Annotated in this window: 20 protein-coding genes and 2 tRNA genes; 7 read left to right on the forward strand and 15 right to left on the reverse strand. The window is 64.3% G+C overall.

The window, feature by feature from the left end:
- Positions 1-96: 96 nt before the first annotated feature.
- From ACQ4WZ_RS01165 to ACQ4WZ_RS01175, 3 genes are all read right to left on the reverse strand, one after another.
- Positions 97-2,520 carry a TonB-dependent receptor plug domain-containing protein gene (locus tag ACQ4WZ_RS01165; protein ID WP_436572386.1) on the reverse strand — a complete coding sequence of 808 codons (2,424 nt, stop codon included), beginning with the start codon at positions 2,518-2,520 and terminating at the stop codon, positions 97-99.
- A 300-nt stretch (positions 2,521-2,820) separates the two neighbouring features.
- Positions 2,821-3,867, reverse strand: coding sequence for an aldo/keto reductase (locus ACQ4WZ_RS01170; RefSeq protein WP_436573846.1), 1,047 nt, complete (start codon positions 3,865-3,867; stop codon positions 2,821-2,823).
- Positions 3,867-4,916 (reverse strand): quinone-dependent dihydroorotate dehydrogenase, encoded by a 1,050-nt coding sequence (locus ACQ4WZ_RS01175; RefSeq protein WP_101482464.1) that lies wholly within the window; start codon positions 4,914-4,916, stop codon positions 3,867-3,869. Before ACQ4WZ_RS01175 ends, ACQ4WZ_RS01170 begins: the two co-directional genes overlap by 1 nt.
- A gap of 203 nt (positions 4,917-5,119) precedes the next feature.
- On the opposite strand from ACQ4WZ_RS01175, the gene ACQ4WZ_RS01180 reads away from it, so the two are divergent.
- Positions 5,120-8,431, forward strand: a complete 3,312-nt coding sequence (locus tag ACQ4WZ_RS01180; protein WP_436572387.1) for a S41 family peptidase — start codon at positions 5,120-5,122, stop codon at positions 8,429-8,431.
- A 156-nt stretch (positions 8,432-8,587) separates the two neighbouring features.
- On the opposite strand, the gene ACQ4WZ_RS01185 is transcribed toward ACQ4WZ_RS01180, so the two are convergent.
- The 3 genes from ACQ4WZ_RS01185 to ACQ4WZ_RS01195 are packed head-to-tail and all read right to left on the reverse strand — an operon-like array spanning position 8,588 to position 10,696.
- On the reverse strand, positions 8,588-9,310 hold the full coding sequence (locus tag ACQ4WZ_RS01185; protein WP_101482462.1) for an arginyltransferase: 723 nt from the start codon (positions 9,308-9,310) through the stop codon (positions 8,588-8,590).
- Between the two features lie 60 nt (positions 9,311-9,370).
- Entirely contained in the window at positions 9,371-10,087 is a 717-nt protein-coding gene (gene aat / locus ACQ4WZ_RS01190) for a leucyl/phenylalanyl-tRNA--protein transferase (protein WP_436572388.1), read from the reverse strand.
- A 30-nt stretch (positions 10,088-10,117) separates the two neighbouring features.
- Positions 10,118-10,696 carry an NUDIX hydrolase gene (locus ACQ4WZ_RS01195; protein WP_101482460.1) on the reverse strand — a complete coding sequence of 193 codons (579 nt, stop codon included), beginning with the start codon at positions 10,694-10,696 and terminating at the stop codon, positions 10,118-10,120.
- 209 nt (positions 10,697-10,905) lie between these two features.
- Between ACQ4WZ_RS01195 and ACQ4WZ_RS01200 the strand changes: the two genes are divergently transcribed.
- Positions 10,906-10,982 (forward strand) — tRNA-Met (locus ACQ4WZ_RS01200).
- A 142-nt stretch (positions 10,983-11,124) separates the two neighbouring features.
- Positions 11,125-11,201: transfer RNA gene (locus ACQ4WZ_RS01205), tRNA-Met, on the forward strand.
- A 59-nt stretch (positions 11,202-11,260) separates the two neighbouring features.
- Here ACQ4WZ_RS01205 and ACQ4WZ_RS01210 read toward each other — a convergent pair.
- The gene (locus ACQ4WZ_RS01210; protein ID WP_101482459.1) at positions 11,261-12,049 is read right to left on the reverse strand and encodes a helix-turn-helix transcriptional regulator; all 789 of its coding nucleotides are present in this window, start codon (positions 12,047-12,049) and stop codon (positions 11,261-11,263) included.
- Between the two features lie 110 nt (positions 12,050-12,159).
- On the opposite strand from ACQ4WZ_RS01210, the gene ACQ4WZ_RS01215 reads away from it, so the two are divergent.
- Positions 12,160-13,356, forward strand: a complete 1,197-nt coding sequence (locus ACQ4WZ_RS01215; protein ID WP_436572389.1) for an MFS transporter — start codon at positions 12,160-12,162, stop codon at positions 13,354-13,356.
- Between the two features lie 3 nt (positions 13,357-13,359).
- On the opposite strand, the gene ACQ4WZ_RS01220 is transcribed toward ACQ4WZ_RS01215, so the two are convergent.
- Together ACQ4WZ_RS01220 and ACQ4WZ_RS01225 are read right to left on the reverse strand one after the other, a co-directional pair.
- Positions 13,360-15,669, reverse strand: coding sequence for a xanthine dehydrogenase family protein molybdopterin-binding subunit (locus ACQ4WZ_RS01220; RefSeq protein WP_436572390.1), 2,310 nt, complete (start codon positions 15,667-15,669; stop codon positions 13,360-13,362).
- Positions 15,666-16,142: a (2Fe-2S)-binding protein gene (locus ACQ4WZ_RS01225; RefSeq protein WP_101482456.1), complete on the reverse strand. Its 477-nt coding sequence runs from the start codon at positions 16,140-16,142 to the stop codon at positions 15,666-15,668. Before ACQ4WZ_RS01225 ends, ACQ4WZ_RS01220 begins: the two co-directional genes overlap by 4 nt.
- A gap of 190 nt (positions 16,143-16,332) precedes the next feature.
- Between ACQ4WZ_RS01225 and mug the strand changes: the two genes are divergently transcribed.
- Positions 16,333-16,854, forward strand: a complete 522-nt coding sequence (mug, locus tag ACQ4WZ_RS01230) for a G/U mismatch-specific DNA glycosylase (RefSeq protein WP_373918056.1) — start codon at positions 16,333-16,335, stop codon at positions 16,852-16,854.
- Here the strand turns inward: mug and ACQ4WZ_RS01235 are convergent.
- Entirely contained in the window at positions 16,835-17,749 is a 915-nt protein-coding gene (locus ACQ4WZ_RS01235; protein ID WP_180338520.1) for a LysR family transcriptional regulator, read from the reverse strand. The genes mug and ACQ4WZ_RS01235 overlap by 20 nt on opposite strands.
- A gap of 149 nt (positions 17,750-17,898) precedes the next feature.
- On the opposite strand from ACQ4WZ_RS01235, the gene ACQ4WZ_RS01240 reads away from it, so the two are divergent.
- Positions 17,899-19,119, forward strand: coding sequence for an MFS transporter (locus ACQ4WZ_RS01240; RefSeq protein ID WP_436572391.1), 1,221 nt, complete (start codon positions 17,899-17,901; stop codon positions 19,117-19,119).
- Between the two features lie 14 nt (positions 19,120-19,133).
- On the opposite strand, the gene ACQ4WZ_RS01245 is transcribed toward ACQ4WZ_RS01240, so the two are convergent.
- The 5 genes from ACQ4WZ_RS01245 to ACQ4WZ_RS01265 form a co-directional block, all read right to left on the reverse strand.
- Entirely contained in the window at positions 19,134-19,925 is a 792-nt protein-coding gene (locus ACQ4WZ_RS01245) for an anti-sigma factor family protein (protein WP_436572392.1), read from the reverse strand.
- Complete coding sequence (locus tag ACQ4WZ_RS01250; protein WP_436572393.1) at positions 19,922-20,443, reverse strand: RNA polymerase sigma factor; 522 nt, start codon at positions 20,441-20,443, stop codon at positions 19,922-19,924. The genes ACQ4WZ_RS01245 and ACQ4WZ_RS01250 overlap by 4 nt, the downstream gene beginning before the upstream one ends.
- Before the next feature lie 27 nt (positions 20,444-20,470).
- On the reverse strand, positions 20,471-20,842 hold the full coding sequence (locus ACQ4WZ_RS01255; protein WP_133989693.1) for a COG4315 family predicted lipoprotein: 372 nt from the start codon (positions 20,840-20,842) through the stop codon (positions 20,471-20,473).
- A gap of 57 nt (positions 20,843-20,899) precedes the next feature.
- Entirely contained in the window at positions 20,900-21,823 is a 924-nt protein-coding gene (locus ACQ4WZ_RS01260; RefSeq protein ID WP_436572394.1) for a DNA-3-methyladenine glycosylase family protein, read from the reverse strand.
- Between the two features lie 67 nt (positions 21,824-21,890).
- Positions 21,891-22,898, reverse strand: coding sequence for an XdhC family protein (locus ACQ4WZ_RS01265; RefSeq protein WP_436572395.1), 1,008 nt, complete (start codon positions 22,896-22,898; stop codon positions 21,891-21,893).
- Positions 22,899-22,996: 98 nt separating this feature from the next.
- Between ACQ4WZ_RS01265 and ACQ4WZ_RS01270 the strand changes: the two genes are divergently transcribed.
- A complete protein-coding gene (locus tag ACQ4WZ_RS01270; RefSeq protein ID WP_162835767.1) occupies positions 22,997-23,137 on the forward strand; it encodes a hypothetical protein in 141 nt (46 codons plus the stop codon).
- The last annotated feature ends 26 nt before the right edge of the window (positions 23,138-23,163 follow it).

Consider the following 23,163-nt stretch of genomic DNA (forward strand, 5'->3'; position numbering starts at 1 on the left):
CCCGTACGCCAGTGCTTTATTTGATGTCATAGGCCGCAATAAAAAACGGGAGGCAAATGCCTCCCGTTCTATATGCTGCGTTGCTGTCAGCAGCTTTTACCAGCTATAACCCGCCTTGGCATAGTAATAGCGGCCGTTGAAACCGTTCGGCGCGAAGATGCTGTAGGGCTGGGTGCCGTTGACGTTCAGGTTGCCGTTGCTGGTCACTTGCGCCGGGTAGCGGTTGGTGACGTTGTCGATGCCGGCCACCAGGCGCCAGTTCTTGCCCAGTTTCACGGAACCGGACACGTCCAGCACCCATTGCGGATCATACGTCTGGTCCAGCTTGACATCGTTTTGCGGCACGGTGAAACTGCCGTAGCGCGTCACGACACCGTGTGCATTCCAGATGCCGAAGCCGTAGTCGGCGGCCAGGCTGAACTTGTCCTTTGGCGACGCCACCGTGATGCGGTCGATGCTCTGGCGGTCGATCAGTTTCAGGTTGTTGGCCGTCAGGATGGCCGGATTGTCGGCGATTTTCTGTACCGTACTCTTGTTATGGTTGTACGCCACGGTGAGGTCCAGGCGGTCCTTGTCCTGCAGGTCGATGCGGTAGGTGCTGACGATGTCCACGCCTTCCGTGCGCGTATCGACGGCGTTGGTGAAATAGCGACCCGAACCCACCGGCGTGCCCTGCGCAGCAAGGATGTTCTTCAAAGCATTGCTGAGGACCAGATTGGCTGAGAACAGGATGCGGTTGTCGATGTCGATGCGGTAGGCGTCCACTGTCGTCGTGAAGTTGCGGCTAGGCTGGAACTGCAGGCCCAGGCTGTAGTTGCGGGCCTTTTCCGGTTTCAGATCCTGTGCGCCCAGGGCGCGCGCCTGCGGCGTGTTGACGGCGAAGGTGCCCGTCTCGATCGGCGTGTTGACGCCGTTGACGACCTGGAAGTTGGTGGTGGTAATGGTGTAGTACTGCTGCGCCAGCGATGGCGCGCGGAAACCGCTCGACACGGTGCCGCGCAGCGACAGGGCATCGCTGAACGCGTAGCGCGCCGAACCCTTGGCCGAGGTGGTGCTGCCGAAGTCGCTGTAGCGCTCATGGCGCAGGGCTACGCCACCGGACAGGTTTTTCGTCGCTTCCGCTTCCAGGTTTACATAGATCGACTCGTTGTGGCGCGAGTGGCTGCCTGCGTTGGCAGGACGGAAGCCGGCAAAGCCTTGCGAGCCGCCACCCGTGTACGACGCTTCGTCGCCGGCACCGATGCTGTACTTTTCATGGCGCGCTTCGGCACCGACAGCTACAGTCAGCGGTCCCGTAAAGTAAGAGACGGGAAATTCGCGCGCCGCATCGAGGTTGAACACGGTCTGTTCATTTTTCAGCGAACCGGCATAGAAATGCGTGGGGCTGTTTGCGCCCAGCGACTGGTTGACCGTATTGTCCAGGTCCAGTTCGAACTTGTTGCTGCCGTAATTGATGCTGGCATCCCAGCGCCAGCCGGCCGCCTCGCCGCGCAAGCCCGTGACGATGGACTGGTCGGTCAGAGTGCTGTTTTGCAACGGCAAGAAGCCTTCCGGGAAGAGCGGCGTGCGCTGGACGAACAGCTTCGAATTATTCGGGTCCTGGATCAGGGCCGTGCGCCAGGTGGCGGCGGCCGAGGTGTCGCGCTTGCCGAAGTTGCCAAAGGCGTACCAGTCCACATTATCATTGATGTGGTATTCGCTGTTGAGGAAAATCGTTGCCGGCTTGCTTTCCGGGTCGCCATAGCGCTGGTTGACCTTGCCATAGCGCGGCTCCAGCGGATTGCGGAAATCGGCGCCGGCGCGGTTGGTCGGATCGCGTTCGGCCACTTCCGCCGAGACACGCACCCAGCCGTCGTCGCCCAGGGCGAAGCCGGCCGAACCCTTGATGGATTTTTGCTTGCCGTCGCGTTCCTGCGTCTGGCCATAGCCTACTTCGATATCGCCGCCGGCCGCGCCTTTTTTCAGGATGATGTTGATCACGCCGGCAATCGCGTCAGAGCCGTACTGGGCCGCCGCACCATCGCGCAGCACTTCCACGTGGTCGATGGCGGCCAGGGGAATGGCGTTCAGGTCGACGGGCGCCGAGCCGCGGCCCAGGGAACCGTTGACGTTGACGACGGCCGAGGTATAGCGGCGCTTGCCGTTCACCAGCACCAGCGTCTGGTCGGGCGACAGGCCGCGCAGCTGGGCCGGACGCACGGCGTCGCTGGCGTCGGCACCCGTGGCGCGGGCGAAGTTCAGCGATGGCAGCAGGCGCGCCAGCACGGTGGCCAGCTCGCCCGAACCCGTGCTTTGCAGGTCGCGCGAGGTAAGGATGTCGATCGGCGATTCGGAATCGATGGTGCGGCGGTTTTTGGCGAAGGTGCCGGTGACCACCACCGATTGCAATTCGCCTTCGGCCGGCAGTTCTTGCTGCGCTTGCGCCTGCATTGGCAGGCTGAAGCAGGCGATCAGGCTGGCGGCGATAACGGTTTTTACGGGGAGGGCGGGAAGCTGGGAACGGGCGGTGCTTGAACTCATCGACAATATCTCTTCGGTTGGTGGTTGCGCGAACCATGGCGGTCCGGTGATGCAATCAGATTAACAGTGGGCACGCGGCGTGCTTACGAATCGTTCTGTCTATCGATATGTAATAAATATCTGAAAGACGTCGAAATGGCGCGAGTAGCGCATATGGCCTCATTTCCAGCATACGACCGGGCATGGCAAGGCTGCAATGCTGCACAGCAGTAAATTGCTGGCTGTTGTATAAATACGACTATGTGCGATGAGAGAGGGTAGTCTGGCGGCGGCATGCACCGCCAGGCGGAGGGCGCTTGCTTACTGTCCCGGATTGGGCGTTTTGGCGTGGATGGCGTCGACGGCCGCCACCAGTTCCGGCGACAAGGTGACTTGATGGGCATCGATATTTTGCTGCAACTGCTCCACGCTGGTGGCGCCGATGATGGTCGAGGCCACGAACCAGCGCGAGTAGCACCAGGCCAGCGCCAGTTGCGCCGGACTCAAGCCATGCGCGCGGGCCAGCGCCGCATACTGGCTGGCTGCCGCTATGGTAGCGGGGCGCACGTAGCGGGGACTCCAGCCGGCCGGGAAGCGCGTCAGGCGGCCCTTGGCCTGTGGATCGTCGAGGTATTTCGCCGTCAGTTGACCGAACGCCAGCGGGCTGTATGCCAGCAAGCTTACATTTTCCCGGTGGCAGGTTTCGTCGAGCAGGCTTGTCTCGAAATGGCGCGCCGTCAAGTTGTACAGGTTCTGGATGGATACGATGCGCGGCAAGCCTTTCAGTTCCGCCTGCTTGATGTATTCGCACACGCCCCACGACGATTCGTTCGACACGCCGATGTGGCCGATCTTGCCTTCCTCGACCAGCTTGCCCAGCACGGCCAGGGTGTCTTCGATGGCCACCGAGGCATGTTCCTTGCGGGGGTTATACACGCTGGCGCCGAAGATGGGCAGGTTGCGGCTGGGCCAGTGCAATTGATACAGATCTATGTGCTCCGTCTGCAGCCGGCGCAAGCTGTCTTCGACGGCGGCGCGGATGTTGACCGCGTCGTGGTCCGTTTTGCCCTTGCGTATCCAGTGCATGCGCGAGTTCGGCCCGGCCACCTTGCTGGCCAGCACGATGTCGCCACGCCTGCCGCTTTTCTTCAGCCAGCTGCCGATATGGCGTTCCGTGCTGCCTTGCGTCTGCGCGCTGGCCATCACCGGGTACATCTCCGCCGTGTCGATGAAGTTGATGCCCCGTTCCAGCGCGTAATCGAGCTGGCTGTGCGCTTCGGCTTCCGAATTCTGTTCGCCGAAGGTCATCGTGCCCAGGCAGATCCTGCTGACTTCCAGGCTGCTGGAGCCGAGTCTGACCTTATCCATCATGCTGGCTGTTTGCCGCGCAGCGCGCGGGCGCAATCCTTGATCAAGGCCGGACCGGCGTAAATCAGGCCGCTGTACAGCTGCACCAGCTGCGCGCCCGCCTCGAACTTGGCCAAGGCATCCTTGCCTTGCATGATGCCGCCCACGCCGATGATGGGCAGGGCGTCGCCCAGTTCCGCCTTCAGCAGGCGGATGACATTGTTCGATAGCTCAAACACGGGCGCGCCCGACAGGCCGCCCGCTTCCGCACCGTGCGGCATGCCTTCCACTGCGCTGCGCGACAGGGTCGTGTTGGTGGCGATGACACCGTCGATGCGGTGGCGCGTGAGCGACTCGGCGATGCTTTTCACCTGCTCGCCATCCATGTCCGGCGCGATTTTGAGGGCCAGCGGCACGTAGCGCTTGTGCTTGTCCGCCAGGCGCGCCTGCGCTTCCTTCAGTTGCGACAGCAGGGCGTCGAGTTCGGACGCGCCCTGCAGCTGGCGCAGATTCTTGGTGTTCGGCGAGGAGATATTCACCGTCACATAGCTGGCGTAGGGGTAGACTTTTTCCAGGCACAGCAGGTAGTCGTCGGCCGCCCGCTCGATGGGCGTGTCGGCGTTCTTGCCGATGTTCAGGCCCAGCACGCCGGCGCGGTCCTGGTAAAACTTCGACGCCTGCACATTCGCCACAAACGCGTCCACGCCGCCATTGTTAAAACCCATGCGGTTGATGATGCCTTGCGCCTGCGGGAGGCGGAACATGCGCGGTTTCGGATTTCCCGCTTGTGCGCGCGGTGTGACGGTACCGACTTCGATGGAGCCGAAACCCAGGTCGGCCAGCGCGTCGATGTAGGCGCCATCCTTGTCCAAGCCGGCTGCCAGCCCCACGGGATTCGGGAAGGTGATGCCCATCACCGTGCGCGGGTCGGCGGCAGGTTTGCCGGCCAGCTTCGTCAGGCCCAGCGCGCTAGCGCGTTTCAGGGCGGGCAGGGTGAGATGGTGGGCCGCTTCGGCATCCATCGAAAACAGCAGCGGGCGGGCGAGGGAGTACAGGAATTTTTCAGACATGGGGCGCTTTGAGTAGGTGTGCGGGCTACCGGGGAGGGCTGGCTGCGCGCGAAATAAGTGCCGTATTTTACCGTGTTCCGCGCGGCTGCCGGGTGTATAGTTCCTGTTGGTGAAATGCAATATTGAGATCTTGATAATTTGCATTCGACCTTGGACTTTCCTGTTTCTTCTCTGTTCTGTTGACTTCATAAGCGAGACATCGATTGAAAAAGACACGCATCTTGACGGCCATCGCGGCCGCCAGCGCACTGCTGCTGAGCCACCCGGCCCTGGCCCTGCCCAATACGCAAGACACCCGCATGCTGAGCGAACCGGCCGTTTCCAGCCGGCATATCGCCTTCATCTATGCGGGCGATCTGTGGCTGTCCAACCTGGACGGCGGCGGCGCGCGGCGCCTCACTTCCGACCTGGGCGACAAGTCCAATCCCGTCTTCTCGCCCGACGGCAGCCAGATCGCGTATAGCGCGAACATCGACGGCAATGTCGACGTGTATGTGATCGCGGCGGCGGGCGGCGTGCCACGCCGCCTGACTTTCCACCCAGGCGTTGACCTGGCGCAATCGTTCACGCCCGATGGCCAGGCCGTAATGTTCACTTCGCCCCGCGCCGCCTTCAACAACCGCTTCCAGAAGCTGTTTACGGTGCCGGTGACGGGCGGAGTAGAAACCCAGCTGGAAATCCCCAACGCATCGCGCGCCACGTATTCTCCGGACGGCAAGCGCATTGCGTACAACCCCCTGATGCCCGCTTTCAAGCAGTGGAAGCGTTATCGGGGCGGCACCAATTCCTGGTTGTGGCTGTTTTCGTCCAGCGATAAATCCATCGAGAAAATCCCCCAGCCGACCACGCGCTCGAACGACGTCGACCCGATGTGGATCAAGGACACCGTGTACTTCCGCTCCGACCGCAACGGCGAATTCAACCTGTTTGCCTACGACGTGAAGACCAAGGCCGTGCGCCAGCTGACGCAGCATGCGGATTTCCCCGTACTGAATGCCTCTGCGGCGAATGGCACCATCGTCTACGAGCAGGCTGGCTATCTGCACTCGTTTGACATCGCCAGCGGCCAGGCGCGCAAGCTGAGTATCGCCGTGGCCAGCGACCTGGGGCAGACGCGCCCCCGCTGGGTCAAGAACGCGAAATACATCCGCGACGCGTCGATTTCGCCATCGGGCGCCAGGGTCGCCTTTGAATATCGGGGCGAGATCGTCACCATCCCCGCCGACAAGGGCGACGTGCGCAACCTGACGCAGACGGCCGGCGCCCACGAGCGCACGCCCATCTGGTCGCCCGATGGCCGCTCTGTCGCGTATTTCTCGGACGAGTCGGGCGAATACGCGCTGCATGTGCGGCCCCAGGACGGCAAGGGCGCGGTGAAAAAATTCAAGCTCAATGGCAGCGGCTTTTACGACAACGCCGTCTGGTCGCCCGACAGCAAGAAGATCGCCTTTGCCGACAATGGCTGGAGCATGTACGTGATCGACGTCGGCACGGGCAAGCTGCAAAAGGTCGCCACAGAACCGATGTATGGCGTCGACAAGAGCATGCGCGCCTCGTGGGCGCCCGATTCGCGCTGGCTGGCCTACACGCTCAATTCGCCTACCTACACGCGCAGCGCGTATATCTATTCCGTGGAGCAGAACAAGTCGATGCCTGTGACCGATGGCCTGTCCGACGTGGCCGAACCCGTGTTCGACAAGAGCGGCAAATACCTGTACTTCTTCGCTTCGACGAATGCAGGCCCCAGCAACAACTGGTTCTCGCAGCAGAATGAAGACAACCTGGTGACGCGCACCGTGTGGATGGCCGTGCTGCGGCGCGACTTGCCGTCGCCCCTGATCAAGGAAAGCGACGAAGAGAAAGCCGCCAGCGCAGAGAGTAAAAAAGACACGGCGAAGGCGGAACCGGAAGCGAAGAGCGAACCGAAGGTCGATCCGAAGACGGGCCGCGACGATCCGAAAGTGGCCGTGGCGCCGGTGGCGCCGATAGCCATCGATTTTGACGGCATCGCCACGCGCATCGTCGATCTGCCGCTGCCGGCCGCGCAGTTCTCCAGCCTGGCCGCTGGCGCTGCGGGGCAGATATTCCTGCTTCGCGAAAGCGACGGCAAGAAGGCCGTGCAGCGTTTTGATTTGAAGGAGCGCAAGGCGGAAACTGTGGTGGCCGAGGCCGACGATTTCGAAGTGTCGGCCGACGGCAAGAAGCTGCTGTACCGTCAAAAGGACAACTGGGCCATGGGCTCCGCCACGGGCAAGCTGCTGGCGCCGGGGGAGGGCAAGATCAAGGTCGACGCCATCGAAGTGAAAGCCGATCCGCGCGCCGAATGGACGCAGATTTTCAATGAAGTGTGGCGCATCAACCGCGACTATTTCTATGATCCGGGCATGCATGGCGTGGATTGGAAGGCCATGCGCGACAAGTACGCCGTCTTCCTGCCCGAGCTGTCCAGCCGCGCCGACCTGAACCGCCTGATCCAGTGGATGTGCAGCGAACTGGCCGTGGGCCACCACCGCAGTGGCGGCGGCGACGATTTTATCGAGGCGAAGAAGGTGCCGGGGGGATTGCTGGGCGCCGATTACGAGGTCAGCGACGGCCATTACCGTTTCAAGAAGGTGTATGGCGGCTTGAACTGGAACCCGGCCCTGCGCGCACCGCTGACGGAGCCCGGCCTGAATGTGAAGGCGGGCGAATACCTGCTGGCCGTCGATAGCCGTCCTTTGTTGCCGCCTACCAATCTGTACAGCGCGTTTGAAAACACGGCTGGCAAAGCCATCGACCTGACGGTGGGGCCATCGGCCGACGGCAAGGGCGCGCGCACGATTACCGTGGTGCCCGTGCCGACGGAGGATGCCTTGCGCAACCGCGACTGGATCGAAGGCAATATGCGCAAGGTCAATGCGGCAACCGGCGGCAAGGTGGCGTACGTGTACGTACCCAATACGGCAGGCCTGGGCCACACCTACTTCAAGCGCTATTTCTTCCCGCAGGCGGACAAGCAGGCCATCATCGTCGACGAGCGTTTCAATGGCGGCGGCAGCGTGGCCGATTACTATATCGAGATCCTGCAGAAGAAGGAAATCGCATGGTGGACCATGCGTTACGGCGCCGACATGAAGACGCCGTCGGCCTCCATCCAGGGGCCGCGCGCCATGCTGATCGACGAGACGGCCGGCTCGGGCGGCGACCTGCTGCCGTGGATGTTCCGCAAAAACAACATGGGCCCGCTGATCGGCAAGGCCACCTGGGGCGGCCTGGTGGGCGTGCTGGGCTTTCCCGTGCTGATGGACGGCGGCTTCATCACTGCACCCAACCTTGCCTTCTGGACGCGCGAAAACGGCTGGGGCGTGGAAAACGAAGGCGTGCCACCCGATATCGAAGTCGAGCAGACGCCAGCCGACGTTATCGCCGGCCGCGATCCGCAGCTGGATATGGCGATCGAGGTGATCCAGGCCGAACTGGCGAAGAACCCGCCCGTGCAGCCCAAGCGTCCGGCGTTTTCGGACAAGAGCAAGTAGGTCGGATTAGGCGCGAAGCACCGTAATCCGACGTGTGCCGCCAACAATGTGTCGGATTACGCGCCTTGCGCTAATCCGACCTGCCTTGCACTGTTCGATTCACCCTGTAGGTCGGATGAGCGAAGCGTAATCCGACACCATTGCTTGACCCCTGGGTTACAGGATTACCCACTGCCCCTTGATGCGCGCTTCCAGTGGCTTGAAGTTGATTTTATAGGCCATCTTCGGGCTTTGCGCGATCCAGTAACCCAGGTAGATATACGGCAGGTTCAGTTCGCGCGCCTGGGCGATTTGCCACAGTACGTTGTAGGTGCCGTATGAGGCACCCGGCACGTCGGGATCAAAAAAAGTGTAGACGGACGACAGGCCATCGGCCAGCACGTCGATGATGCTGACCATGCGCAGCGTGCCATCGGGCTCGCGGAATTCCACCAGGCGCGTGTTGACACGGCTTTGCAGCAAAAATTGCGCGTACTGGTCGCGGCTGTCCTGGTCCATGCCGCCGCCCGCGTGGCGCGTGCTCTGGTAGCGCAGGTACAGCTCGTAGTGCTCGTCAAGAAAGGACAGGGTGGCCACGCCCGCCTGCAGGTCGGCATGCCGGCTCCAGGCGCGGCGCTGGTTGCGGTTGGGCGTGAAGGATTGCGCCACCACGCGCACGGGGATGCAGGCCTGGCAGCCGTCGCAATACGGGCGGTAGGTGAAAATGCCGCTGCGGCGAAAGCCGTTACGCACCAGTTCCGAATACACGTCGCTGTTGATCAGGTGCGAAGGCGTGGCCACCTGCGAGCGGGCCTGGCGGTCGTCCAGGTAGCTGCACGGGTAGGGCGCCGTCGTGTAGAACTGCAAGGTGGCAAACGGTAGTTCGTTCAGGTGCGTCATGCTGATCCTGTCTGGTCTGGCCGCAGCAATGGATGTCTGTGTGAAGCTATCATAACTTTTTTATGCCGGTGGTGCAGCATGCCAGTCGGTGATTTGCGCTGCTTCAATGGCGACGCGTACATGAGCCAGGAAGCGCGCGCGCGAAATGGGTGCTGCGCCCAGCGAGGCCAGGTGTTTTGTTTCTTGCTGGCAGTCAATCATGGTCACGCCGCGTGCTTTTAAAAAGCGTACCAGTTGCGCCAGCGCAATCTTCGAACCATCCGAGACGCGCGCGAACATCGATTCGCCATAGAACATGCGCCCGATCGATACGCCATAGGCGCCGCCCACCAGTTCGCCGTCCAGCCACAGTTCCGACGAATGCGCGTAACCCAGTTTGTGCAAGCCCGTGTAGCCGGCGATGATCTCTTCGGAAATCCAGGTGCCCGGGCCATCCTTGCGCGGCGCCGCACAGGCGCGCATGACGGCGTCGAAATCGCCGTCGAAGCGCAGCTGCCAGCGCCCGTCCGTGGCGGCGCTGCGCTCGACCCTGCGGATGGCCTTGTGCAGGCTGTCGGAGACCTTGAAATCCTCCGTCTTCAGCACCATGCGCGGATCGGTGCTCCACCAGAGTATGGGCTGGCCTTCGGAAAACCAGGGGAAGATGCCGTGCCGGTAGGCGTCGAGCAGGCGCGCGGGCGACAGGTCGGCGCCGGCCGCCAGCAGGCCGGGCGCTTCATCGGTGAGGGCGCGCGAGACGTCGGGGAACGGGGTGTGGATGTCGAGCCAGGGAATCATGCGGCGATAAAGGTGGCAGTTGGTGGAGGCTTACTCGGCATCCGTACGCGCCATCGGGCGCGTGATGTCGCCTGTATGGACACCGTAGCTGCCGCCTTCGCGGATTTTCACGCGGTCGGCAAAGTACAGTTCCAGGGTGGCGCGGATGGTGGGGAAGGCCAGGTCATCCCAGGGAATTTGCGCTTCCGTAAACAGCTGCACCTCCAGGCTTTCGATGCCCGGTGCGAAATCGAGGTCGCGCAAACGCGCCAGGTAGAACAAATGCACCTGGTGCACGCGCTGCACGTTGAGCAGCGAAAACAGGGGACCCAGCTCGATATTGGCGCCCGCTTCCTCCACCGTTTCGCGCTCGGCCGCGTCGGACGTCGTTTCATCGTTTTCCATGAAGCCGGCCGGCAGCGTCCAGTAACCAAGGCGTGGCTCGATGGCCCGCTTGCACAGCAAGACCTGCAGCTGGCCATCCTCTTCCCATACGGGAATCGAGCCGACCACCATTTTCGGGTTCTGGTAATGGATGGCGTCGCAGTTGGTGCAGACATAGCGCGGACGGTTGTCGCCTTCCGGAATGGACAGGCTGACAGGATGGGCGCATTCGGAGCAGAATTTCATGGGCTGGCTTGGAAAAGGGATGGCATGGGCTTAGACGCTAGTGTAACGCTTACTGTACACCGATTGCGCGCGCCGTGGCGTGGCGGGCGGACACAATGCCAACGGGCAATTGGCCAGATTTTTTCACGCACTTTTAATTTAATGGCTCTATTGCAGTCCAAGGTGAGATAGCTATTGCCTAAGCCGCCCGTTTGCCCTTATAATTCGAGTGCGGGGTGGAGCAGTCTGGCAGCTCGTCGGGCTCATAACCCGAAGGTCACAGGTTCAAATCCTGTCCCCGCAACCAATATCGGAAAGCCGCTGACTCTTGCAAAAGATCAGCGGCTTTTTCCATTTCTAGCCCAAGCCACACTCTGCGAGGCGGGGCAGGAATGACATTGTCAAATCATGCCCTTTACGCCGCGCAACAATCTGGTATATAATTCAAGTGCGGGGTGGAGCAGTCTGGCAGCTCGTCGGGCTCATAACCCGAAGGTCACAGGTTCAAATCCTGTCCCCGCAACCAATTCGAAGCCGCTGGCTCCTCGCAAGAGGGTCAGCGGTTTTTTCGTTGTGCGCTAGTGTTTACTCCTGCGCCTGGCGTGCATACACCACCAGCCTCAAATGGCGGTCCGCATCGATGGTCAGCGAAGTGTGCTCATAGGCAAGCTCCTCGCCGTCGATGTTCAGCTGGCGCACGCCGGCGCACGGCGCGTGCACGTCGTGGCGGCGCCACCATAGCTTGAACTCGGGCGACACTTTTTCCAGGTCTTCCACCAGCGCGTGGATATCGGCTTCCTGCGTGGCACGCGCGTAGTCGCGGCGAAAGCTCGACAGCATCAGCGGCGCCTGCTCTTCCCAGCCGGCGATGCGAGAGCGCAGCAGCGGATCGGTAAACAGCAGCCACAGCAGATTGCGGCCTGAGGCAGCATGCGCGCCGAAGCCAAACAGGGCATCGGCTCCCCCGTTAAACGCCAGCACGTCCCAGCGCAAGTTGAGCACATAGGCCGGATGCGCCAGTTCGTGCATCAAGCGGCGCACCAGCGGTGGCACCACGCAAAATGTCTTGCCCTCTTCTGCCGGTGGACGCGCATGCGCCAGCAGGAACAGGTGGCGGCGCTCGCCCGCATCCAGCTTGAGCACCTGCGCCAGCTTGTCGAGGAAGGTGCTGGAGACGCCGATGTCGCGCCCCTGCTCCAGCCAGGTGTACCAGGTCAGCCCCACGCCGGCCAGCGCCGCCACCTCTTCGCGGCGCAAACCTGGCGTCCTGCGCCGCCCGCCGCCGGGCAGGCCGACATCTTCGGGCGACAGCCGCGCACGCCGCGCCTGCAGGTAGGCGGCCAGTTCGTGGCGGGTGCGGGCCAAAGTGCGCATGGTGCGGTCTTTCCTGTGAGCCTGTTGCTATCAGTAATAGCATAAACAGTTAAATTGTAATTGTTTATATTGTATTCCAGAATGCCAGCTTTCTTCCTGAAAGCGTGCCCATGTCTGATTCTTCCTCCTCCGGTGCCGTAGCGCCTGCCACCACCGCGCTGCCCGCCACCGTCTACCTGATTGCCATGGGCGCGTTCGCGCTGGGCATGGCGTCGTATGTGACGGCGGGCCTGATGCCGATGCTTGCCAGCGCATTTTCAGTCTCCCTGGCGATGGCCGCGCAACTGGTGACGGCGTTTACTTTGGCCTATGGCCTCGGTTCGCCCCTGGCCGTGGCCCTGCTGCCGGCGCGCGCGCAGCGCGCCGGCCTGTTGTGGGCGTTGGCCGTGTTCGTGCTGGCGAACGGTGCCAGCGCCCTGGCGCCTGGTTTCAGCGGTTTGCTGGCATGGCGCGCCATCGCCGGCATCGGTGCGGGCGTCTATCTGGCGCTGGGCATCGCGGCGGCGGCGGGCGTGTCGGCGCCGCAGCAGCGGGGCAAGGCCATCGGTGTGATCATGGGCGGCATGGCGGGCGGCACGGTGCTGGGCGTGCCATTGAGCTTGTTGCTGGCGCAGCAGCTGGGCTGGGCCGCGGCCCTGTGGCTGGTCGCCATCCTCGGTGCGCTGGCGCTGGCGGGCTTGTTGTGGAAGCTGCCCGCGTTGCCGGCAGTGCCGGCAATCTCGCTGCGCCGCAAGCTGGCCTTGCTTGCCGACGGGCAGGTGCTGGCCATCCTGCTCGTGTCGCTGCTGGCGGCCATTGCCAGCCTGGGCATGTACACGTTTATTGCGCCGCTGCTGGCATGGTCCGCGCACGGTGCGCCGATTTCCGCCACGCCCTTCCTGTGGGCCTGGGGCGCGGGTGGCATCGCGGGCAGCGTGCTGGTGGGGCCGTGGGCGGACAAGATGGCGGCGCCGAAGCTGAGCTGGTTCATTTTGCTGCTGCTGGCGCTGGCCCTGTGCGCGCTCCCGCTGGCGGCCGGCTGGTCGGCGTGGCTGATGCTGGCGCCGATTGCGCTGTGGGGCGCGGCTGGCTGGGCCCTGCAAGTGCCGCAGAACCAGCAGTTGCTGGCCGCACGCACGCGGCAGGGCGATGGCAACCTGGCCATCGCCCTCAATGAATCGGCCCTGTACCTCGGCAGCGCCATCGGCGCCGCCGCAGGCGGCTTGCTGCTCCTGCTGGACTGGCCCATGTGGCTGCTGGCGGCGGCCGCCGCTTTTGTCGCCGCCCTAGCGCTGTTATTGCAGTTGCCCGCCGCGCGGCGCGTCTAGGTCCTAGGCTTTCTTCGCCAGCTGCATGCCCACGGGCAGGGCGCGGATGCGCTTGCCCGTGGCCGCGAAGATGGCGTTGCACAGGGCGGGCGCGATGGGCGGCGTTGCCGGTTCGCCCACGCCGCCCAGCTCCATGTCCAGGGTGCCCGGTACCAGGTGCGTGTGGATCACGTGTGGCGCGTCGGCGGCCCGCAGCACGCTATAGTCGTGGAAATTGCTTTGCTCGCCCCGGCCATTCTTGAAGCTGATCTCGCCGCTCATGGCCAGGGACAGGCCCATGATGCAGGCCCCCTCGATCTGCGAGCGCACGCGGTCAGGGTTGATCTGCGGTCCGCAATCCATGGCGATATCGACCCTGGGCACGATGACTTCACCGGCCGCGTTGATCTCCACTTCGATCACGGCCGCCACATAGGTGACAAAGCTGTAGGACACGGCCAGGCCCAGTCCCCGTCCCTTGGGCAGCTTGCGGCCCCAGCCCGCCTTGGCTGTCGCCAGCTCGATCACGTGGCGCATGCGGCCGATGTCTACCGGATACTTCGCCGGGTCTTCGCCATAGTTCCAGGCATCGGACAGGTCGGCCGGGTTGATCTTGCGCGCAGGGCCCAGCAATGCCAGCAGGTAGTCGCGGTGGTCCCTCTTTGCCGCATGCGCCAGTTCGGCCGTGAACGACTGGATGGCAAACGCGTGCGGGATATTCGACACGGACCGGAACCAGCCGATGCGCGTGTGGGCCGGCACTTCCGGCACTTCGACGCGGATGTTCGCAATGGCGAACGGCACGTTGATGGCCGACATGCCCAGCTCGAACGGCGCCTGCTTGTTCGCGCCGGCGGCAAAGGTCGAGGTGATGGTGGGCGCGGCCGTGCGGTGCAGCCATGCCGTCGGCATGCCTTTGGCGTCCAGCGCTGCTTCCAGCCGTTCGACGGACACCGTATGCAGGTAGTCATGCTGCAGGTCGTCGTCGCGCGTCCACGTCAGCTTGACGGGCGCGCCGTCCATGGCCTTGGACAGCAGCGCCGCCTCGACGGCGAAATCGGGTTTCGACTTGCGCCCGAAGCCGCCGCCCAGCAGGGTCACGTGCACGGTCACGTCGTCGTACGCCAGGCCCAGTGCCTTGGCCACGTTGCTGCGCGTGGCCTGCGGCGCCTGCACGCAGGCCCACACTTCGGCCTTGCCGTTGGCGATGCGCACGGTGGCGGCGGGTGGCTCCATGGTGGCGTGGGCCAGGTGTGGCAGATAGTATTCGGCACTGAATTTGCGCGCGGCGGGAGCGGCGGCCAGGGTGTCCACAGTCTTGCCCTGGTCGCGCGCGGGGTTGGCCGGCTGGCGCACGGCCGCTTCCAGCGTCTTGCGGAATGCCTTTGAATCGTAGCTGCCGTTCGGGCCATCCTCCCATTCCAGCACCAGCGCTTCGCGGCCCTTGATGGCAGCCCAGGTGTTGCTGGCGATGACGGCCACGCCGCCCAGCGGATTGAACATGGCCGGCGGCGGACTGCCCGCCAGTTCGACGATGCGCAGCACGCCAGGCACTTTCAGCGCCGCCGTCTTGTCCACGCTTTTCAGCTTGCCGCCAAATACGGGAGGACGGGCGATGACGGCATACGCCATGCCATCAAGGCGCGTGTCAATGCCGAAGTGGGTGTTGCCTGTGACAATGTCATGCAGGTCGATGCCGCGCGTGCTGGTTTGTCCGATGTAGCGCAACTCGCCCGCCGTTTTCAGGCTGATGCGCGCGCGCGGCGGCACTGGCAATTTGGCCGCTTCTTCGGCCAGCGCGCCGAAGGACAGCGAGCGTCCGCTGGCCGCATGCACGACCGCGTGGTTGGCGGCTTTGACTTGCGTCACGGGCACGTCCCAGCGCACGGCCGCCGCCGTTTCCAGCATCAGGCGCGCCGTGGCGCCCACGTGACGCATGGCGCGGAACGAGTGGCGCATGCTGCGCGAACCGTCCGTATCCTGGCTGCCGTAGCGCGCCTCGTCGGCGGGCGCCTGCTGCACGCGCACCTGCGCCCAGTCGGCGCCCAGTTCGTCGGCAGCGACCATGGGCAGGCTGGTGCGGATGCCCTGGCCCATTTCGGAGCGGTGCGCCACGATGGTGACAATGCCGTCGGCACCGACCGACAGGAAGACAAGGGTGTCGTCGACCACGCCGCCAGCCATATTGTCGCCGCCGTATTTGACGGCGTCGGCCGCCATCACCAGGCCGGAGGGGCCGGCCACCAGGCTCAAACCGGCCAGCGCGCCAGCGGCCTTGAGCCAGTTGCGCCGCGCAGGCGAAGCGGGGACGGAGATATTCTCAAGGATGCTCATTTGGCCGCTCCTTTCGCATTGATGCTGGTCGCGGCCTGCTTGATGGCCGCGTGGATGCGCGTGTAAGTGCCGCAGCGGCAGATGTTGCCGCTCATCGCTTCGCGGATCTGCCGGTCGTTCGGCGCTGGCGTCTTGTGCAGCAGGGCCGTGGCCGACATGATCTGCCCAGCCTGACAGTAGCCACATTGAGGCACGCCGTGTTCCTGCCAGGCTTGCTGCAGGGCCAGGCCGACCTTGTCTTCGCCCACCGCTTCGATGGTGGTGATCTTCCTGCCTGCAGCGGCCGATACGGGCGTCACGCAGGAGCGGATGGCGTCGCCATCGAGGTGCACGGTGCAGGCGCCGCACAGGGCCATGCCGCAGCCGAATTTGGTGCCGGTCATGCCCAGTTCGTCGCGCAGGGCCCACAGCAGGGGCGTGTCGTCAGGCAGGGCAAGATCGTGCTGCTTGCCATTGATGGTCAGGGTCGTCATGTTTATTCCTCGGGGTGGGGATGGTACGGGGAAGCGCGACGGCCATCCGCCAAACGGATGAGCGCATCAGTACGGGATGGTAGCACCAGCCGTCCTGCGCTGCAGGGCGTGGGACCGGTGGCGGCAGGCCAGGCTGGCACATGCCGGCGCAAGGTCTTCTATACTGCGGCTCCTGATATTGGAATTTTCTATGGTACACATGACACCGGCGCAAGGATTGCCGGACATCCTGGCGCCCGGCTTGCAAGTGGTTTTTTGCGGCCTCAATCCCGGCGTGGACGCGGCGGCGGCCGGCCACCATTTTCTCGGCCGTGGTAACCGCTTCTGGCCCGTGCTGCACTTGGCCGGCTTCACGCCGCACCTGGTGTCGCCGCAAGACGATGCCAGTGTGCTCGGTTTCGGACTGGGTTTGACTGCGGCCGTCGGGCGCCCGACCAGCCGCGCGGACCAGGTGGGGGTGGAGGAGTTCGCGCAAGCGGCGGCGGGCCTGCAGCATAAACTGGTATTGATGCAGCCGCAGTGGATCGCCTTCCTGGGCAAGGCTGCCTACGCGGCGATGACGGGAAAACGCCAGCTGGAGTGGGGCGAACAGCCAGAGCGCTTCGGCGGAGCGCGCGTGTGGATATTGCCCAATCCCAGTGGCCTCAATCGCTGCTATTCAAAGGAGCGACTGGTCGACGCGTATGCGGAACTCAAACGCGCGCTGGGCTGAAGTTCAGTTCCACCGCGCGCAACAGCGGCGTGACGAAATCGAGGAAGGCGCGCAATTTCAACGGCAGCGGCGTTTGTCCCTTGTGCAGCAGGCTGACGGGCAAGGGCGCCGCTTCGAACGGTGCGAGCACGATGCGCAGCCTGTCGTCGCGCAGGGCGTCCATGACCTGATACGATAGCACGCGGATCACGCCCGCGCCCAGGGTGGCTGCGGCAATCGCCGCGTCCACCGTATTGACGGCGAGTCGCGAGTGCACGGGCACGGACTGCGTAGCCTTGCCCGTGCCGAAGACCCAGGCGCGCCGCGATTCCAGCACCTCGAAGCTAATGCAGGCATGCGCCGCCAGGTCGCCCGGCGCAGTTGGCGCGCCATGCGTGGCCAGGTAGCCGGGACTGGCGCAGACGACCCGGCGCACGGTGCCGACCCGCGTCGCCATGAAGCTGCTGTCGGGCAGGTCGCCGATGCGCACTGCCACGTCGACCTGCTCTTCCATCAGATGCAGGACGCGGTCGGTCAGTACGAGCTTGATCTCGATATCCGGATAGTGGGCGAGAAACGCCGCCACTACGGGCACGATGTGCAGGCGTCCGAATACGACGGGTGCCGTGATCGTCAGCTCGCCTTTCGGGGCCGCATATTCGCCCGTCGCCGTGCGCTCCGCTTCGCTGATCTCTTCGAGGATGCGGCGGCACGCGGCCACGTAGGACAGGCCGGCCTCCGTCAGCGACAACTGGCGTGTCGTACGGTGCAGCAAGCGCGTGTTGAGGTGCGTTTCCAGCGCCGCCACCTTGCGGCTGACAGTGGCCAGCGGCATGCCGAGGCGGCGCGCGGCGGCCGACAGGCTGCCCGCGTCCACCACCGCCAGCAAGATGCTCATCGATTCCAACCTATCCATGGTTTGTTCTCATCCTGTTCTCATAGACAGCCTATCAATATTTGGAAGAATGATTCTCAATCTTATGGGATTCTCTTTGCAGGTGCAAGTAGATAAGCTGGTCTCCTTCGCTGCGGCATGTTGCCGCGGCAATTAGAAAGGACAGCGCCATGCGCCCCACGCCCAATCCCCCGCCCAATGTACACACTGTGACGCCCGCGCCGCGCGGCAAGATCCTCATGATGGCGGTGATCGCCGGCGCGGTGATCACTAACATCTATTGCACCCAGCCTATCCTGCCCCTGATCCAGTCCGGCCTGGGCGTCGACCTGGCGGCCGTCAATCTGGTCGCCGGCGCGGCGCTGCTGGGCTTTGCCACGGGGTTGGCCCTGCTCCTGCCGTTGGGCGACCGATTCGACCGGAGCACCCTGGTACTGGGGCAGATCGCGCTGGCCTTCGTTTGCGCCCTGGCGGCGGCGCTGGCGCCCGGCATCTGGGCGCTGATCGTTGCATCGTTTGGCCTGGGTATCGTCAGCTGCGTGCCGCAGCAACTGGTGCCGCTCGCCGCGAGCATGTCGCCACCCGGTGAGCGCGGCCGTTCCGTCGGGACGGTGGTCAGCGGCATCATGGTGGGCATCCTGCTGGGACGCACGGTCGCCGGCGTGGTGGGCGATGCCTGGGGCTGGCGCGTCGTGTACGCCATGGAAGCAGCGTTCATGGTGCCCGTGTGGATCGCGGCCGCCGCCTTGCTGCCACGCGGGAAACCCGGCACGGACCTGTCTTACGGGCGCTTGCTGGCATCGCTGTGGCCACTGGCGCGCGACCATCGCCCCCTGCGCGAAGCCATGCTGATCCAGGCGCTGTTGTGGGCATGCTTCAATGCGTTCTGGGTCAACCTGGCGTCGTTGCTGGCCAACGGCCCATGGCACCTGGGCAGCGCCTGGGCCGGCGCCTTCGGCATCATCGGCGCGGCCGGCGCGCTGGCCGCCACCCTCGGTGGCAGGGCCGCTGACAGACTGGGTTCGCGCACGGTCATCGGCCTGAGCATCGCCATTGTGACGCTGTCCTACCTGCTGCTGGCGGGCGCCGCCTCGTCGCTGGCCTTGCTGGTGATCGGCGTGATCGTGCTCGACATCGGCGTGCAGGCTGCGCTGGTAGCGAACCAGACGCGCGCCTTTGCCGTCGATCCGACTGCACAGGGCCGCATCAACAGCCTGTACATGACGGCCACCTTCATCGGCGGCGCCGCCGGCGTCGCGGCCAGCGGTTGGCTGATGCAGCGTTATGGCTGGATGGGGGTGGCGGTGTTTGGTGTCGTACTGGGCCTGGTGGCCGGCTGCATCCACCTGGCCGGCGCACGCGCACAACGGCGCGCGCCGGTGCTGTCATAAGGGCTAACCTGTACTTATCGAGGCTGTTCCAACTGCGTATACACGGCGTCGGCTATCTTGCCCAGCGCCTGTTTGGGAAGGCTCGCCGAGAGGGCATAACCGAGCTGGCCGTCAATCCAGTAAAAAACGCTCAAGTCCTTTTCTTGCGTGTAGCGGAAAGCCGTTTCCTGCTTGCCGGCCCGCTCCTTGGCCACGTACAGGGTCAGGCGCTTGCCAGTGCCCTCTTCATACATGAATTGTGCCACGGGGCCGTCGCCATCGCCGGGCAGCAAGCGGCCGCCGATCAGGTGATAGCCGAGCGGCGACAGCACAGGCGGCCGCAAGGTGCTGCCCAGGCGTTTCGACAGCCATTGCACCAGGTGCGCCTCTTGCTCCACCCCCACTTCCACGGGGTGGCGCACCTCGGGCGTGTAGACGGCATGGGCGATGGCGGCGCTGCGCGCCAGGGTCAGGGGGCTGGCGCTGGCGACCCGCATGTCGCCTCCATCGCCGCGCAGCAGCCAGCCGCCCATGCCGCCAGCGAACACCAGCACGATGGCTGCTGCCGCCTGCATGGCGTGGCTGTACCAGGCTTGGTTGGCCGCCGGCGGGGCCGCTGCTTGCAGCAAGGCCGGCGGAAAGGTTTCTTCCAGCACCGGGTCGAACAGGGCGCGCAATTGCTGGTTCTGTTCACGCCAGGCGTCCACCCTGGCGGCGTCCTCGGGGTGCGCGCGCAGGTGGGCGTCGATGGCCGCGCGCTGGTCTTCGGGCAGGACGCCGTCGGCCAGGGCGTGCAATTGCGCTTCGCTGATGGCTTGCGTTGTCATTTCACGACTTTCAGGGTGGGTGGGCCGCTGCCTTGGCTGCCTGCAGGGCGGCCATCGAGCAGGGTGCGCAGTTTGTCGCGTCCGCGCGACAGGCGCGACATCACGGTGCCGACGGGGATGTCCAGCGTAGTCGCCACCTGCTCATACGGCATCTGTTCGAGCGCGACGAGCAGGATGACCTCGCGCTGCCCCAGCGGCAAGCGAGCCAGCGCCGCATCCATTTCACCGATGGCGATCGCTTGCCCCGGCGCGTGCTCCGGGGCGTGCAGCACGGTGTCATCGTCCAGCTCCTGCAGCGCCAGGCCGGGGCGGCGCAAGTGATCCACGTGCAGGTTGTGCATGATGGAGAATAGCCAGGGGCGCATTTCGCTGCCCCGCTGCCACTGTGCCAGCCTGCGCCAGGCCCGCTCCACGGTGTCCTGCACCAGGTCGTCCGCGTGCAGGGGACCGACCAGCGCGCGCGCATAGCGACGCAGGCCTGGCAGGCACCCTTGCAGCTGGCGGCTGTCCTCTTGCATGGTCATCGTGGAGAGGGGGCGGGTAGCTTAAGGCTTGACGACGTGCCACACGTTCTTGAAATTGTCGCCTGCGACGTCGCCCGGCTTCTTGTCTTCCTTGTACAGGTACAGGGGCTTGCCCTTGTAGGTCAGCTGCATGGCGCCGTTGTCTTCACGCTTGATGCTGCCATACGGCGCGGCGGGCGTCGCGTCGGTGGCGATGACGGCGGGCCAGGCGACCAGGCAGCCGCCGCTGCAGGCGCTCTTGCCGCTGTCGGCGACATCCTTGTCGAAGACGTACACGGTCATGCCTGTGGCGTTGACCAGCATGCCGTTGGCGGGCATGACGTCGGCGGCGAAAGCCAGCGGGGCGGACAAGGCGGTAAACAGGGCGGTGGCGGCAAAAGTAGTAAAGCGCATGATGGACTCCTTGAGGTTTTGAGGGCTTGCAAGGGATAGACGTTGGCCGCTCGCCGTTTATTCCCGCTCTGGTGAATTATTTTTTTCCGGCGTATGCAGGCTGGCCCACAGGTGGGCCGCGGCCATGGTGCGGTGCGGCGCGTACTGGCGCAGCCATTGTTCCGTGCGCGCCATGTCCGGCTTGCTCTCTTCGCCGAGCAGCTTTTGCAGGGCAGCGCGAATGGCCACGTCGCCATGCAGCGAGCAGTCGGCGTAGCCGTAGCCGCGCAGCAGCGCGTAATTGACGGTCCACGGGCCAATGCCCTTCACGGCCAGCAGTGCCTGCGAGATCGCCGCCACGTCGCCGGACGCCGGCAACTCAAGCGACAGTGCGCCCTCGTCGACCAGGCGCGCCAGGCGCAGCACGGTTTCCGCCTTGGCGCGCGAAAATTTGCGGCTCGTCAAGTCCTCGACGGATAGCTGCGCCACGTCGCGCGCCTCCGGGTAGCACCACAAACCGCTGCCGTGCCTGCGGCCCGCCTGCAAAATGAAGGTGCGGCGCAGGGAAATGGCGAACGACAGGTTGATCTGCTGGCCGATGATGGCCCAGGTCAGCGCCTCGAAGGGGCTGGCCGACTGCACGATGCGCAAGCCTGGGTTGACGCGGATCAAAGGCGCCAGCAGCGGATCGCTGGCGGCCAGTTGGGCGAATGGCTGCGGATCGATGCGCAGGCCGAGGATGTTGAGCAGCGCGCCGTGCAGGGGCGTTCGACGATCGGCGACGGTATTGTCGTTGTCGTCGATCTCGGCCTGGCAGACGGCGGCATCGTCCGTGAACGCCACATCCAGCACGACAGGCACCCCTTGCAGCAGGATGCCCTTGCGCAGTCCTGTCGGCGTGAGCTGTTCGGCCACGGCTTCCGTGTCACGGCTGTGGAAGGCGATGACATCGTCGCGGCGGTAGCCGGCGGGCAGGGGGTGGGTCCAGTGCAGCAGGGTCATGGTGGGCCAAAGTCAGGGACGGTATCAGGAGGGCGATGCTGGGGCATCCCGTTTCTTGCTTTCTGCCTTAGCGCGCACAGATATCGGTGCCGGGTGGCGTCAAGGCCGCCGCGTGCTGGATCTGCAGGGCGTCGGGCACGCCGTTTTTGACTGCAGTCAGCTCGGCCAGGATGGAAATGGCGATTTCGGCCGGGGTCTTGCTGCCGATATACAGGCCGATGGGGCCGTGCAGGCGCGCCAGCTGTTCCGCGCTGACGTCGAACTGCAGCAGCCGCTCGCGGCGCTTGGCGTTGTTGGCGCGCGAGCCGATGGCGCCGACATAGAAGGCCGGGGATTTGAGTGCTTCCATCAGGGCCAGGTCGTCGAGCTTGGGATCGTGCGTGAGGGCGACGACGGCGCTGCGGCTGTCGAGCTTCAAATCCAGCACGAGGTCGTCAGGCATGGCGTGCAGCAGCGGTACGCCGGGCACGTTCCAGCCGCCGCTGTATTCCTCGCGGGGGTCGCAGACGATGACGTGGTAATCCATGGCCGTGGCGATTTGCGCCACGAAGCGCGACAGCTGGCTGGCGCCGATGATCAGCAAGCGCCAGCGCGGGCCGTGCTGCGTGGTGAGTATGCCATCTTCCAGGGCCAGCACGGCGCCCGGTGTAGCGCGCTGCAGGGTGACGGCGCCGCTGCGCAAGTCGAGGCGGCGCTCGACCAGTTCATGCGCCTCCAGGCGCGCCAGCAGTTCGGCCACGCCGCTGCCCGCATGCAGCGGCTCGATGGCCAGTTCGATGGTGCCGCCACAGGGCAGGCCAAAGCGGTGCGCCTCGTCGGCGCTGATGCCGTAGCTGACGACGTCCGGCAGAGTGCGCACGATGCCGTGCACGCGGACGGTATCGATCAGGTCATCCTCGATACAGCCGCCGGACACGGAACCGACCACCGTGCCATCGTCGCAGATGGCTAGCGTGGCGCCCACGGGGCGGGGGCTGGAGCCCCAGGTCTTGATGACGGTGACGAGTTCGCAGCGGTGGCCGGCGGCGAGCCAGGCGGCGCTGGTTTTCAGAACTTCAAGGTCGATGCTGTCCATGGGCCGCGAGAGTGATGCCGCATGTTTGCGGCAAAGTATGGAATAGTATTCAAGATTGTGGATATACTACCTGTTCCACCACCCTGCGGAGAATTTTCATGTCAAATGAAGTCAAGACGCAAGAAGAGGGTATTCCCAAGTTCGGCAAGCTGCTCATAGTCCTGTTTTTAGCCGTGGTGTTCTGCGGCGCCCTTACTTGGATTATGGGCACCTACTTCCCGAATTTCCCCGGCGCCTGAGCAAACTTGGTTTTGTCAGGCGCCTC

This window comes from Janthinobacterium darwini, assembly GCF_051380905.1.
GTDB lineage: Bacteria > Pseudomonadota > Gammaproteobacteria > Burkholderiales > Burkholderiaceae_D > Janthinobacterium.